Source organism: Roseovarius bejariae, assembly GCF_009669325.1.
In the GTDB taxonomy this organism is placed as follows: Bacteria; Pseudomonadota; Alphaproteobacteria; order Rhodobacterales; family Rhodobacteraceae; genus Roseovarius; species Roseovarius bejariae.
This window is the reverse complement of sequence record NZ_SZWE01000001.1, coordinates 1,702,090-1,715,733: the sequence shown is the minus strand read 5'-3', so window position 1 is coordinate 1,715,733 and position 13,644 is coordinate 1,702,090. Positions and strand designations below refer to the sequence as shown.

Genomic DNA, 13,644 nt, shown 5'->3' with positions numbered 1-13,644 from the left:
GCCATCATTCAGCCGCAACGCGGCGCGCTTCGCTGCTGGACAACGGAAAAACCTTGGCCGGATTCAACAGCCACTTGGGGTCGAACACATCCTTTACCGCCATCTGGATATCAAGATCCTCCGGCGCGTATTGATCCAGCATCAGGTCGCGTTTCTCGATCCCCACGCCATGCTCTCCGGTCAAACACCCACCGGCCTCAACGCAAAGCTTGAGGATCTCGGCCCCGAAGGCCTCGCATTTCTCAAGGTCGCCCGGCGTGTTGGCATTATACAGGATCAGCGGGTGCATATTGCCGTCGCCTGCGTGAAAGACATTCGCCACGCCAAGGCCGAATTCCTCGGACATCTCGCCGATCCGGCGCAGCACGTAAGGCAGTTGGCTGACCGGGATCGTGCCGTCCAGGCACATGTAATCGTTGATTTGCCCCATGGCCCCGAAGGCCGATTTCCGGCCCAGCCAGATACGCGCGCTTTCTTCGGCACTGGTGCTTTGGCGCAGCTCCACAGGGTTGTGCGATTGGGCGATTTTCATAATGGTTTCAAGTTGTTCGTCGATCTCGGCCTCGCTACCCTCGACCTCGACGATCAACAGTGCCTCGCAATCGGGATAGCCCGCCTTGGCAAAGGCCTCGCAGGCGCGGATGCAGGGGCGATCCATGAACTCGATCGCCACCGGCAGGACCCCCGCCTTGATGATGTCCGAAACGACCTGTCCGGCCACCTCGTTACTGTCATAGCCCATCAATACGGGGCGCGCGCCCTCGGGTTTCGGCAGGATGCGCAGGGTGGCTTCGGTCACGACGCCAAGCTGCCCTTCCGAGCCACAGACAACCCCCAACAAATCATAGCTGCCCGAATCCATATGCGCGCCGCCCAATTCCACTATGGTGCCGTCCATCTGCACAAGGGTCACGCCCATCAGGTTGTTGGTGGTCACCCCGTACTTCAGGCAATGCGCCCCACCTGAATTCATCGCGATATTGCCGGCAATGGCGCAGGCCAACTGGCTGGACGGATCAGGTGCATAAAAGAATCCCTGTTCGTCCACCGCGCCCGTGACCGACAGGTTGGTCCGCCCTGTCTGCACCCGGATGAAGCGATTGTCGTAATCTGTTTCAAGGACTTCCGTCAGGCGTGCCACACTCAGGATCACGCTGTCCTCGGTCGGCAGAACACCCCCGGCCAGCGATGTGCCGGCCCCCCGCGGAACGACGGGAACGCCCATCTCATGACAGATGCGCAGCACCTCCGCGACCTCCTGTGTCGAGCCGGGCAAGACAACGGCAAGGGGCGCGCACTTATAGGCCGTCAGGGCATCGCATTCATAAGCGCGAGTCTCCATCGGGTCCGAGATCACCGCGTCAGAGGGCATAACCCTTTGTAATTTCTCAACCAATTCTGCTTTGCAGGATAGGATGGCCGGATTTGGCCGGGGCATTTCCATGGGTGAACCCTCCTCATTGGTAATAAAATATAACCAATTGACGTGTCTGGCAAGTTCAATGCAGGCGCGCTATCGTCGTAACATGGATTGGATGGACCGCCTTGCCCTGTTTTCGCCGCTGGATGCCGTTGCGGTGGCGCTGCTTATGGTGTCGTGGCTTCTAATCGGCTTACTGGTTGAAAATCCACCGAAAAACCACCCGTCCGTGTCTGTGCTCATGGCGCAGTACCGGCGGGAATGGATGGTGCAGATGGTGCCACGTGACCCCCGAATTTTCGATGCGCAGATCCTGAGTTCACTGCGTCAGGGCACGGCCTTTTTCGGGTCGGCCACGATGATCGCGATCGGGGGGTGCCTTGCCCTTTTTGGAAATATGGAACGCTTCATCGGTGTGGCCTCTGACCTGACACTGGACTCTGATCCGACCATTGTATGGGAGGCCAAGGTGTTGGTTTTGTTGATCTTTCTCGCAAATGCCTTTCTCAAGTTTGTCTGGTCGAACCGCCTGTTCGGGTATTGCGCGGTGCTGATGGCGGCGGTGCCGAACGAGGCCGATCATCCCAAATCCATGCCGCGGGCGCGCAAGGCGGGCGAGATCAACATCACCGCCGCAAAAGGTTTCAACCGGGGGCTCAGATCGATTTATTTCGCTTTGGCATCAACGGTTTGGCTCTTGGGGGCGGGGGCCTTGATCGGGGCGGTGATCTTTACTTGCCTCGTGTTGCTGCGGCGTGAATTCGCGTCACATTCCCGCGCGGTTCTGTTGCAGGCGGAAAACGCCGAAGGGTGATCGTACGACTCGTACGATGACCACCGGTGTTTCGTACGAAAATCCGCCCCTTGCCGGCTGCAAGCGTACGACTCGTACGAAATTCCCGTCGCGAAACGCGATGTTAACTTTCCTCCGCCACCCTGCCTGCACGTCAGACACCGACAGACAGGAGCGGCAGAATGCTGCGATTTTTCATTGAGGTCCTGCTTGGACCGGTCAAACCGCCAAAGCATCACGCGCAAGCCCCCGGAGAGTCGCGCCCCTGCAATGTGGTGGGCGGATGTGGCGCCGGGTGTCTTTGTGTCCCCGAGCAAACCGAAAGGCGACCCCGGAGCGAAGTGCCGGGATCAGACCGGCGAACCCTGCCCAAAAGGGGAGAGGTTTGGCCACCGGACCCACAAGATGCCTTGCGCAAGGCCGAAGGCCTGGCGTGGGAAGGGTAAACCCGGCATCGGGTTTCAGGTTCGCCGCCCCTCGCGCAGCCAGCCGCCGGTGATCAACCCCGCAGCCAGCAACAGCACAAGCCACGCCGGTAACAGCGCGGTTTGTGTGACGCTGAGCGTTTCATAGGCCCCGCGCGGCGTGATCCCGATCCAGCCGCGCCCCGAGGCCGGACGGCCCGGGTTGACCTCGCGAATGCGCGGCAGGCCACCGGCCAAGGGTTTCGCGCCGCCATTGGTGGCCTCAAGCACATCCGAGAGCGGTGCGGCGCTGGCAATGGTTTCCTCGAACTCAACGGGGGCCGCCGGGCCAAGGCCGATCACGGCGAAATGCTCGTCGTTTTCCAAGCGATAAAGTCCGATTTCAGGACCGTCATAAAGTGCCTCGAAACGGCCCGGGCTGACCTCTTCCAACCTGCGCTCCACCTCCTCGCCCGAGGGGGTGATGATCGTGACGGGGCCGACCTCCTCGGACAGGCTCCGGCGGATGATGCGCATTTGCTGTCCCGTGGCCTCGGCCCAAAGGGCCTCTTCCTCAAGCTCGGGTTCCTTCATCATCCAATGCGCAAGCCGCCGCAGCAATTCCAACTGTGGCCCGCCGCCTTCGAATCCCCGGTTCCAAAGCCACGCATGATCGGACGCCAAAAGCGCGATGCGCCCTTCGCCCACCCGGTCCAGCACCAGAAGCGGGCGGTCTCCCTGCCCCGTCATCACCACATCGCCCGAGGTTTGTTCGACCTCGATCTGTCGCATCCAGCGGCCCCATTCGCCCTCGAACACCCCGTCCAGCCCTGCCGTGACCGGGTGCCGCTGACCCAGTTCCGTGACCTCGGGGCGAAAGCGTTCTTCCAGAACCCGCGCCGTGGGGCGGGCGGGCACGATCGATTCAATCGGCGTGCGATAAAGGCTGTCGGCACTGGCGAAATCCGGCCCCGCCGCGATCAGGACGGCCCCGCCGGTTTCCACGTAATTGCGCACGTTATCCAGATAAAGCGAGGGCAGGATGCCGCGCCGTTTGTAGCGGTCGAAAATGATCAGGTCGAAATCCTCGATCTTCTCAAGGAAAAGCTCGCGCGTCGGAAAGGCGATGAGCGAGAGTTCCCGCACCGGCACGCCATCCTGTTTCTCGGGGGGGCGCAGGATGGTGAAATGCACCAAATCCACCGAGCTGTCGGATTTCAACAGGTTGCGCCACGTCCGCCCGCCCGGGTGCGGCTCTCCCGAGACCAGAAGCACCGACAGGCGATCGCGTACGCCGTTGATCTGCACCAGCGCGGTGTTGTTGCGGTCGGTCAATTCGCCCTCCACCATGGGCGTGGTGAACTGCAACACGTTCCGCCCGCCATGCGGCAGGGTCAGGGGCAATTCGATCTGACGGTTAAGCGGCACGTTGAAGCGTTGCGGCTCTTCCCCGTCGATGGCGATGTCGAGCGGCACATCCTCCAACCCCTCGGGGGCCGCGCCCTCGTCGCTTATGGTCAGGGTCATGGTGACCTCTTCGCCCAGAATGGCGAAGGCCGGGGCGTTTTCGATGGTCAGTTTGCGGTCCCAATCGCCCTCGCGGCCCGTGTGCAACAGGTGCAACGGCGCGGGCAGGTCGGGTGCGCGTTCCACGTCGTGCACCCGCCCGTCAGACAGCAGGATCGCCCCGGCGATCCGGCCTTGCGGTTCCTCGGCCAGGGCCTGGGCAAGGGCGGTCATGGCCTGCGTGCCGGTGTTGTCCTGACCGTCGGGTACGGTGATCCGCCGGACCTCGGTATTGGGCCGGGCGGTCAGACGGTTCTCAAGGTCTTGCGCCGCTTGTGTGGTCAGCGCGGCACGGTCCGATAACCCCTGACTGGCGCTTTCATCCTCCAGCAGCAGGACGATATCCGACAGCGGCGCGCGATCCTCTTGTTGATAGACCGGCCCGGTGAGCGCGGCGAGGATCACCAGCGCCGCCAGCCCGCGCAGCGCCCAGCCCGACAGCCCCCGCCAAAGCGCCAGCGCCAGACCGGCAAGCATCGTCGCGGCCAGCGCTGCGATCAGCGCCCAGGGCAGAAGGGGGTCGAAGACGAGTGTCGAGGTCATTGGCCAAGCCTGTCCAGTAGCGCCGGAACATGCACCTGGTCGGATTTGTAGTTGCCGGTCAGGACGTGCATCACAAGGTTCACCCCGAAGCGATAGGAAAGTTCGCGCTGGCGTTCCCCGGCAAAACCGCGCCCCACCGGGAACAGGGGGTTGCCTCGCTCGTCCATGGCCCATGCCGAGGCCCAGTCATTACCGCCGATCACCACCGGGGTGACGTTGTCGTTGAGATTGCGGAAGGGCATCCCCTCGACCTGTTCGGCATCGGGCGGTGCGGCCTCGACCCAGACAGAGCGGCCCGAGTGGCGGCCCGGGAAATCCTGGAGCAGGTAGAAGGTGCGCGTGAGCACGTGATCGTCGGGCACCGGTTCAAGTGGCGGAATATCCAAAGGCTGTGCGAGGCGTTGCAGCATCTGGCCATTGGGCGAGGAGGCCCCGAAGCCGGCGACATTGGCGTCGCGGGTGTCGAACAGGATCATCCCGCCGGTGCGCAGGTAGGTGTTGAGCTTGGCATAGGCCACGTCGGACGGCAGCGGCTGATCGGGCGTGATGGGCCAGTAGAGCAGCGGGTAAACGGCCAGTTCATCGGTTTCCAGGTTCACGCCGATGGGGTCATCCGGCTCTACCGAGGTGCGGAAAAACAGGGTTTCCGACAGGCCCCGCAGGCCCGCTTGGGCGGTCTCGTCCACGTCGCGATTGCCCGTCAGGACATGGGCCAGCACCACCTCCGAGGCGGCGGTCAGGGGTTTGTCGGTGGCGCCCTGTGCCTCGGCCATGGGGGGCTGGATCAGTAGCAAACCAGCCAGAAAAACCGCCGTGGCGCGGGTGGGCATCAACCGCCCCGACAGGGCCAGCGAGGCGATGATATCCCCCATCAACAACAGCATCGCAAGGCCCAGAAGCCAGCCCCCCAAGGGGGCCTCGGGGGGGCGGGCAAGCCCCTCGACCGGGACGCGGGCGGGCCATGTCATGGGGGTCAGCGTGGTTTCGGCTGCGGTGACGTTAAGGGCAAGCCGGCGGTCCGGGCCGTCGTAGAGGCCGGGCCGCAGGTCAGGGCCAAGTTGTGGGTCAATAAGCGCCTCACCGGCGACACCGGGCAGGGTGCCCGCCTCCTGCAAACGTCCGAAGCCATCCAGAACCTGCGCCGGTTGCCATGTCGTCCCCTGAAGTTCCGCCGCGTCGGGCTTGGCCACCACCGAGGACACGGCCAGCCGCTCCAGCATCTGCACGAAGAGGCCCGACAAGGGCAGGCTGGACCATTCGGCATTGGCGGTGACGTGGAACAGGACCACCTGCCCCGATCCCACCTGCTTGCGCGTCACCAACGGCGTGCCGTCGCTCAGTTGTGCAATGACGCGGGAGGCCAGAGTCGGGTCGGGCTGTGCCATGACCTGCGCCGATACCGTGACGTCACCGGGGATGGACAGGCCGAAAAACGGGCTGTCCTCGGCAAAGGGGGCCAGCGATTTGGGTTCGCCCCAGGACATGGCACCGCCCACGCTGCGCCCTCCGGCGCGCAGGCGCACGGGCATCAGCGGCGCCTCGTCATCGCGGGAAATATCCGAGGCCGCCAGACGCGGCCCGGCAAAACGCAGGAGCATCCCGCCGCTTTCCGTCCACTCCAGCAGCGCCTCTTGCTCCGCCGGGGCGAGCGTCGCCACATCGGCCAGCGCGATCACGTCAGGGTTGGCAGGCAGGATATCCATCAGCGCCCCATCCAGCATATCCGCCGACGGGGCGAGGGCCTGTTCAAGGTAATGCAGGGGCGACAGAAGCTCCAACCCCTCGCGATCCTCGCGCCCGGCAATCAGGGCCACCTCGCGCCGTTTCAGGCTGTCGTCGGTCAGGCTTATGGCCCCGGCGTGGCCTTGCCCGGCAATCTCGAACCGGGTCAGGCGGGCGCGCAATTCGGCAGGCAACGAAAGCTCGCCACTGGCCTGAACCTCGCCTTCGGCAAACGTCAGGGGCAGGGCGGCCAGCATACGCGCAATCCCCTGAGGGTCGCGGCCATGCGCCTCGACCGTCACCTCGCGCGCCGCACCGGGGCGGGCGCGCAGGGCCGTGAGTTCGACAATCCCGTCGGCCATCACCGCCGGGCGCAGGGCAAAGGTGGGCGCGGGGCTTTCATGCACCGTCACCGGGCCGCGCGCCTCCAGTGCCTCAAGCAAATTCTCGCGCCCCTCGCGCGCCAAGCCGTCTGAGAACCAGCGGGTTTCGAACTCGCCCTCCGGCAGGCGGTCGGCAATGCCTTCCATCTCAGGCGCCCAAGGGACCGGGGCCAGCCCGGTCAACCGTGAGCGCCAGCTTTCGGCGGCCTGGAAGGCGGGCGGTTCGGGGTCGGTGAGGCGCAACAGTGCCACGGGCCGCGCCGCGCGCCCCGCCTCGGCCAGCATCGAGTCCAGCAAATCCGACTGTGCGCGCCAATCCCGCCCGCTGGCCCATGAAGCATCCAGCACGATCAAAAGCGGCCCGGTGCGGGCCTGCTCGCCGTCGGTGCGCGGGTTCAGCACCGGCCCGGCAAGACCAACGATCATCGCCGCCACCGCCAGCATCCGCAACAGCAACAGCCACCACGGCGTGCGGTCCGTGACGCTGTCGTCGTCGCGCAGGCCCAGCAAAAGCGCCACACCGGGAAACCGACGGCGGATGGGTGCGGGCGGCACCGCCCGCAGGATCAACCACAGGATCGGCAAGGCCGCCAGCGCCACCAAAAGCCAGGGCGCGGTAAAGCCTATGGGGCCAATCATCATCGCGCGCCCCCTCGTTCAAAGGCGGAATAGAGCCACAAAAGCGCCGATTGCGCGCTGTCCGAAGTATGGTGCAACCCATAATGCCAGCCAGTCGCGGCGCAAAGATCCTGCAACTCGGCCTTTCGCTCGGCCAGCCGTTCCAGATACCTGTCGCGCAACTCCGACGCCTTCAGCGTTTCATGGCTTAAACTCCCGCCGATGGATTCGAAAATCGTCCGCCCGCGATAGGGGAAGGATTCCTCGGCAGGGTCCAGCACTTGCAGGACAACACCGCGAATCCCCCGGTCGGCGGCCTTGGTCAGCGCGGCACGCACGCCTTCCACCGGCCCCATGAAATCCGACAGGAACAGCGCGCGGGAATGGGGCAACATCCCCCGCAACTCCGGCGCGCCGTAATCCGGCGCGGCCTCGTCCTCATGCGTCAGGGCCTCGGTCAGGCGGGTGATCTGCACCTGTCCCCGGCGCGGCGGCAGGTCTGTGCCCGAAAGGCCCACGCGTTCGCCTGCACGGTTCAGCAAAATCGCCGTCGCCAGTGCCAACAGGCGCGCACGATCGGCCTTTTGCGGCAGGTCGTCATTCGAGGCAAAACGCATCGAGGCGGCATGATCCACCCAAAGCATGACGCTTTGGGCAATCTGCCATTCGCGTTGCTTGATGAACTGCGTGTCCGATTTGGCCGACCGGCGCCAATCGATCATGCGGCGTGAATCCCCCGGCTGCATCGGGCGGTATTGCCAGAAGTCATCGCCCACCCCCGCCCGCCTGCGGCCATGTTCGCCCAGCAAAACGGCCCCGGCCAGATGCTCGGCACGGGCCAGAAGGGGCGGCAGGGCGGCGGCCTCGGCCTCGGCCCTTGGTCGTAGGGGGGCGGTTTCTATCACGCGGCGGCCTCGCTCCGGGTTACTTGGCCCACGGTCTCGGCGATCAGCGCATCAAGGCTCTCGCCCCGTGCCCGCGCCGCAAAACTCAGCGCCATCCGATGCACCAGCACGGGCTGTGCCATGGCGGCCACGTCATCGATGTCAGGCGCCAGACGCCCCTGCAACATCGCCCGCGCCCGGCAAGTCAGCATGAGCGCCTGCGCCGCCCGTGGCCCCGGCCCCCATGCCACCGAGGCGCGCACAGTCTCGGGCGCCGTCGGATCATCGGGCCGGAAGGCACGGACCAAGTCCAAAATCGCCTCCATCACGCCTTCGCCCACGGGCATCCGGCGCAGCATTCCCTGCGCCGCGATCAACTCCTCGGGCGTAAAGACCTGATGTGCCTCCTCCTCCTCGGTGCCGGTGGTGGCCAGTAGGATTTCTCGCTCGGTGTCGCGGTCGGGGTAGGGCACGTCAATCTGCACCAAAAACCGGTCCAACTGCGCCTCGGGCAAGGGGTAGGTGCCTTCCTGCTCTATCGGGTTTTGCGTGGCCAGCACGTGGAAGGGCGGGGTCAGCGGGCGATCTTGCCCCGCGACCGTCACCTGCCGTTCCTGCATCGCCTGCAACAGCGCCGATTGCGTCCGGGGCGAGGCGCGGTTGATCTCGTCGGCCATCAAGAGCTGGCAAAAGATCGGGCCGGGAATGAACTTGAATTCGCGTGTGCCATCGGCCCCGGTTTCGAGAACTTCCGAGCCGAGGATATCGGCGGGCATCAAATCGGGGGTGAACTGCACCCGGTTGGCATCAAGGCCCATGACCGTTGAAAGCGTTTCGACCAGCCGCGTCTTGCCCAGCCCCGGCAGCCCGATCAGCAACCCGTGGCCGCCGCACAGAAGCGCCGCAAGCGACAGGTCCACCACCCTTTCCTGCCCGATGAACCGGCGGGTGATCGAGGCGCGCGCCTGCGCCAGCTTTCCTTCGAGCGCCTCAAGCCCGGCCAAAAGATCGGCGTCATCGGACATGGCAAAACCCTCCTGCAATCTATATCCTTCCCTATGAGTGTATCGCGCGAGATGGAAATGGCAAAAGCAATGAGCAACGACTCGATCACGACCCCGTCAGCCGAAAGCCTCGCCGAGGCTGCCCGCGCCGCCCAGGGCAAGGGCCTGCCGCCCGTACATCAGTGGAACCCCCCGTTTTGCGGCGATCTGGACATGCGTATCGCGCGGGATGGCACGTGGTTTTACCTTGGCACACCGATTGGACGGCCCGAGCTTGTGCGCCTGTTTTCCACCATTCTGCGGAAGGATGACGACAAGTATTTCCTCGTCACGCCGGTCGAGAAGGTGGGAATCACCGTCGATGACGCGCCCTTTGTCGCCGTGGATTTCGAGGCAGAAGGCGAGGGGCAGGCACAGGAACTGGTGTTCGAGACCAACGTCGGCGACCGTATGGTCGCAGGGCCGGACAACCCGATTCGCGTGGAGCGGGATGCCCAGACGGGGGAGCCCTCCCCCTATGTCCTCGTCCGCGACAATCTTGAGGCGCTCATCGACCGCAAAAGCTTTTACCGGCTGGTGGATATAGGCGCGCACGTGGAAGGGTGGTTCGGCCTCTGGTCGGGGGGCGAATTCTTTCGCATCATCCCCTCCTCCGACCTGCCCGATTAACGCCCGGTGCCCCGCTTCGCCGCCAACCTGACGCTGCTCTTTTCCGAGCGGTCTGTGGCCGAGCGGGCCATTGCCGCGCGTGAGGCCGGGTTTCAGGGGGTCGAGGTGCTCTTTCCCTATACCTCCCCCGACTGGCCAAAGGCGCTTGAGGGGGCCGGTCTGCCCGTGGTCCTCATCAACACGCCTGCCCTTGACTGGGACAGCGGCGGGCGCGGCGTGGCGGCCTTGCCGGGGCAGGAGGCGCGATTCCGGGGCGAGTTCCTACAGGCATTGGAGATGGCTGAAACGATCAATGCCGCCCGTATCCACGTCATGGCCGGGCTGGCCGAGGGGCCGAAGGCGCATGACACCTTTCTTGAAAACCTAAGCTGGGCGGTGGGGCAGGCGGGCACCCGCCCCCTGACGATCGAGCCGATCAACCCCCATGACATCCCCGGCTATTTCCTGTGTGACTTCGATCAGGCCGCCGGCATTCTGGACACCCTCAACGCCCCAACCCTCGCCCTGCAATTCGATGCCTACCACGCCCATCGCATCACCGGCGACGTCATGGGCACATGGGCCAGGCACGGCCACCGCGCCGCCCATGTGCAGGTGGCAGGCTACCCCGGCAGGCATGAACCCATGGGCGGCGAAATCGACTATTCCGGCTTTTTCGCACGGCTTGGCAAAGACGGTTACCAAGGCTGGGTCAGCGGCGAATACCACCCGCGAACCCGCACCGAAGACGGCCTTGGCTGGATCGCCTAGGGCCGCCGCGCGGTCAAAAGCGCCTTGCCCTCTGGCCCGCCGATCAGCATGAGCGCCCCGGTCTCATCGAAGTCGAACCGCCGTACCTGGCTCAGGGCATCCAGCATCTTGCGCTCAAGGTTCATCAGGGCCGGGGCACAGGCCATCTGGGTCGAAGCCATCTGTCCAAGGGATACGCCCTCGCCGGTCAGCTCATAACCGCCGAAATACCGATTGCAGGCGGCCCGCCCACTGACGCGCCCCTTGCCGTCAAAGGCGATCGTCACCTCGGCGGCGTCGATCACGCCACCGCCCATGACATCCTCGATCCGCCACTCTGCACCAGCCAGAAGGTCTTGGGGGTTGCCGGCACAACCGCGATAGTCCGCGCCATCCAGCGTCAGAACCGCGCGGTGTGGATAGGGCATCCCGCTCATGTCATCATGACACAGCCCGTCTTCGATCCGCAGGCGGGTGGCAATCTCGGGCATATCGAAGACATAGCCGCCATCTTTAACCGCCACCTCGGGGCGGGGCGCGCGCTTGGTCATCTCGCCATATTGCGCGACCACCTCGACCTCGTCTTCGCCGATGTCCACGTACCAGCCCGGTTCGTTCCCGCGCGCCCGGTAGGGGGCGGGGCCATCTTCCATAGGCGTGCATTCGGGGTACGCCTGCCCCGAAACCGTCAACATCGCGGTATCGCCTTTCGACCAGAATTCGATGCCATCCCCGGGGCCACCGACATAGCGCGCGCCCGAGGCGGAAACCTTCTGCGTCATGGAATGGTCCTGCCCGTCGATCCGCAGGGTGGCCCGGTCGTCCAGAACACCGAAGGAAACCTCCTTGCCCCCACAGTCAAGGCGCGTGGCAAAGGCGAGGGGCGTCATCGGGTCCATCCACAGTGGTCCCAGATCCACGTTATCCTCTCCGGCGGCAAAGGGAATATCCTGCACGATCCAACCCGTCGCCCCATGGCTGCGGATCACCGCGCTGACCTGCCCGCCGATCCCCTTGGGCACCGTCAGGGAAAAATCAAACGGCACCTGCTTGGCCTCGGTGGCAAACTGCGCCCTGTCCAGAACCGTGTTGAACAGGCCCATCGCCTCGATGGTCACCTCGGCCTCCGGCGGCAGGGCGATATTGGCCTTATAGGTCAACGCGCCACTGATCTGGCGCGTGTCGTCACTGGCGAGGGCAGGAAATGCCGCGGCAAGGCCCAAGGCCGCAGACAGGAAGATACGCAACATGAAACCACCTCCGGTACGGGTTGTGCTGCGGTGAATATAGGGGGGCTGACCCGTGAATTGAAACGCACAGGATTCATTCGCGCAAAAAACCGCGCGCCCTGTGGTCAGGACGCGCGGCGTGTTTGGTCAAAGTTGAAAGGCGAGCCGCTCACACGCTCATGCAGACGTATTTCATCTCCATGAATTCCTCGATCCCGTGGTGGCTGCCTTCACGGCCAAGGCCCGATTGCTTGATCCCGCCAAAGGGGGCCACCTCGGTCGAGATGATGCCGGTGTTCACCCCCACGATCCCGTATTCCAGCGCCTCGGCCACCTTGTAAACGCGGCTCAGGTCCTTGGCATAGAAATAGCTCGCCAAACCAAAGATCGTGTCATTGGCCAGGTCGATCACCTCGTCCTCGTCCTCGAACTTGAACAGGGGCGCCAGCGGACCAAAGGTTTCATCGGTGGAAAACAGCATTTCCTTGGTCGCCCCGGTGACGATGGTGGGTGGAATGAAATAACCCGGACCCTGCGGCGCCTCGGTATCGCCAAGGATCACGTTCGCGCCCTTGGCCTTGGCATCGGCGATATGATTCTGGACCTTTTCGATGGCCTGCGCGTTGATCAGCGGCCCAAGCGCCACGCCGTCGTCCATGCCATCGCCCATCTTCAGCTTTTCAACCGCCGCCTTCAGTTTCTCGGCGAAGGCATCGTAAACGCCCGCCTGAACGTAGATACGGTTGGCACAGACGCAGGTCTGCCCGTTGTTGCGGAACTTGCACATGATGGCGCCTTCCACGGCGGCGTCGAGGTCGGCATCGTCAAACACGATGAAGGGCGCGTTGCCGCCCAGTTCCATCGAACATTTCATTACCTGATCGGCGGCCTGACGCAGCAGGATGCGCCCCACGTTGGTCGAGCCGGTGAAGGTGAGTTTGCGCACGATGGGGTTTTCGCAGAATTCCTTGCCCGTGTCCGAGGCATTGGTCGTGGTCACGACCGAGAAAACCCCCTTGGGAATGCCCGCCCGCTCGGCCAGCACGGCCATGGCCGTGGCCGACAGCGGCGTCAGTTCCGCAGGCCGCGCCACAAAGGCACAGCCCGCCGCCAGCGCCGGGGCCGCCTTGCGGGTAATCATCGCGTTGGGAAAGTTCCACGGCGTGATCGAGGCGGCCACCCCGATGGGTTGTTTCAGCACGGTGATCCGCTTGTCCCGCTGGTGGCCGGGGATGGTTTCACCGTAAACGCGCTTGGCTTCTTCGGCGAAAAATTCCACGAAACTGGCGCCATAGGCGATCTCGCCCATGGCCTCGGCCAGAGGCTTGCCTTGCTCGGCGGTCAGGATGATGGCCAGATCGTCCTGATTTTCCATCATCAGGTCGAACCACTTGCGCAGTACGGCGGCACGTTCCTTGCCGGTCCATGTGGCCCAATCCTTCTGGGCCGCTTCGGCATCGGCGATGGCCTTGGACACCTGCGCGCGGCTCAGGTCGGCGACATGGGCGATCACATCGCCGCGGGCGGGGTTGGTCACCTCGAAGGTGCCCTCGTCGCCATCCACCCAATCGCCCGCCAGATAGGCCTGTTCGGCCAGAAGGCTGGGGTCTTTCAAAAGCGATTTCAGATTGGTCGTGGTCATGGCGTCTCTCTCCCTTTGTCCTGATTGCGCAATGGCAA

General features: G+C 64.3%; 10 protein-coding genes. 3 read left to right on the top strand and 7 right to left on the bottom strand.

Annotated features, from left to right (window positions below):
* Nucleotides 1-4 precede the first annotated feature (4 nt).
* The gene (locus tag FDP25_RS08205) at nt 5-1,444 is read right to left on the bottom strand and encodes an FAD-linked oxidase C-terminal domain-containing protein (protein ID WP_154150644.1); all 1,440 of its coding nucleotides are present in this window, start codon (nt 1,442-1,444) and stop codon (nt 5-7) included.
* Nucleotides 1,445-1,526: 82 nt separating this feature from the next.
* Here FDP25_RS08205 and FDP25_RS08200 point away from each other — a divergent pair, with 82 nt between their 5' ends.
* A complete protein-coding gene (locus FDP25_RS08200) occupies nt 1,527-2,234 on the top strand; it encodes a DUF599 domain-containing protein (protein WP_154153279.1) in 708 nt (235 codons plus the stop codon).
* 440 nt (nt 2,235-2,674) lie between these two features.
* Here FDP25_RS08200 and FDP25_RS08195 read toward each other — a convergent pair whose 3' ends face one another.
* From FDP25_RS08195 to FDP25_RS08180, 4 genes are read right to left on the bottom strand one after another with little or no spacing between them, the layout of a single operon-like run.
* Complete coding sequence (locus FDP25_RS08195; protein WP_154150642.1) at nt 2,675-4,726, bottom strand: hypothetical protein; 2,052 nt, start codon at nt 4,724-4,726, stop codon at nt 2,675-2,677.
* Nucleotides 4,723-7,473 carry a DUF4159 domain-containing protein gene (locus tag FDP25_RS08190; protein ID WP_154150640.1) on the bottom strand — a complete coding sequence of 917 codons (2,751 nt, stop codon included), beginning with the start codon at nt 7,471-7,473 and terminating at the stop codon, nt 4,723-4,725. The genes FDP25_RS08195 and FDP25_RS08190 overlap by 4 nt, the downstream gene beginning before the upstream one ends.
* Nucleotides 7,470-8,354 (bottom strand): DUF58 domain-containing protein, encoded by an 885-nt coding sequence (locus FDP25_RS08185; protein WP_343031992.1) that lies wholly within the window; start codon nt 8,352-8,354, stop codon nt 7,470-7,472. The genes FDP25_RS08190 and FDP25_RS08185 overlap by 4 nt, the downstream gene beginning before the upstream one ends.
* Nucleotides 8,351-9,358: an AAA family ATPase gene (locus FDP25_RS08180; RefSeq protein WP_154150638.1), complete on the bottom strand. Its 1,008-nt coding sequence runs from the start codon at nt 9,356-9,358 to the stop codon at nt 8,351-8,353. Before FDP25_RS08180 ends, FDP25_RS08185 begins: the two co-directional genes overlap by 4 nt.
* A gap of 69 nt (nt 9,359-9,427) precedes the next feature.
* Between FDP25_RS08180 and FDP25_RS08175 the strand changes: the two genes are divergently transcribed.
* Nucleotides 9,428-10,006: a DUF1285 domain-containing protein gene (locus FDP25_RS08175; RefSeq protein ID WP_154150636.1), complete on the top strand. Its 579-nt coding sequence runs from the start codon at nt 9,428-9,430 to the stop codon at nt 10,004-10,006.
* 6 nt (nt 10,007-10,012) lie between these two features.
* Nucleotides 10,013-10,756: a hydroxypyruvate isomerase family protein gene (locus FDP25_RS08170; protein WP_343031991.1), complete on the top strand. Its 744-nt coding sequence runs from the start codon at nt 10,013-10,015 to the stop codon at nt 10,754-10,756.
* Here FDP25_RS08170 and FDP25_RS08165 read toward each other — a convergent pair.
* On the bottom strand, nt 10,753-11,985 hold the full coding sequence (locus FDP25_RS08165; protein ID WP_246175791.1) for an META domain-containing protein: 1,233 nt from the start codon (nt 11,983-11,985) through the stop codon (nt 10,753-10,755). The genes FDP25_RS08170 and FDP25_RS08165 overlap by 4 nt on opposite strands.
* 148 nt (nt 11,986-12,133) lie before the next feature.
* A complete protein-coding gene (locus tag FDP25_RS08160) occupies nt 12,134-13,606 on the bottom strand; it encodes an NAD-dependent succinate-semialdehyde dehydrogenase (RefSeq protein WP_154150634.1) in 1,473 nt (490 codons plus the stop codon).
* Nucleotides 13,607-13,644 lie beyond the last annotated feature (38 nt).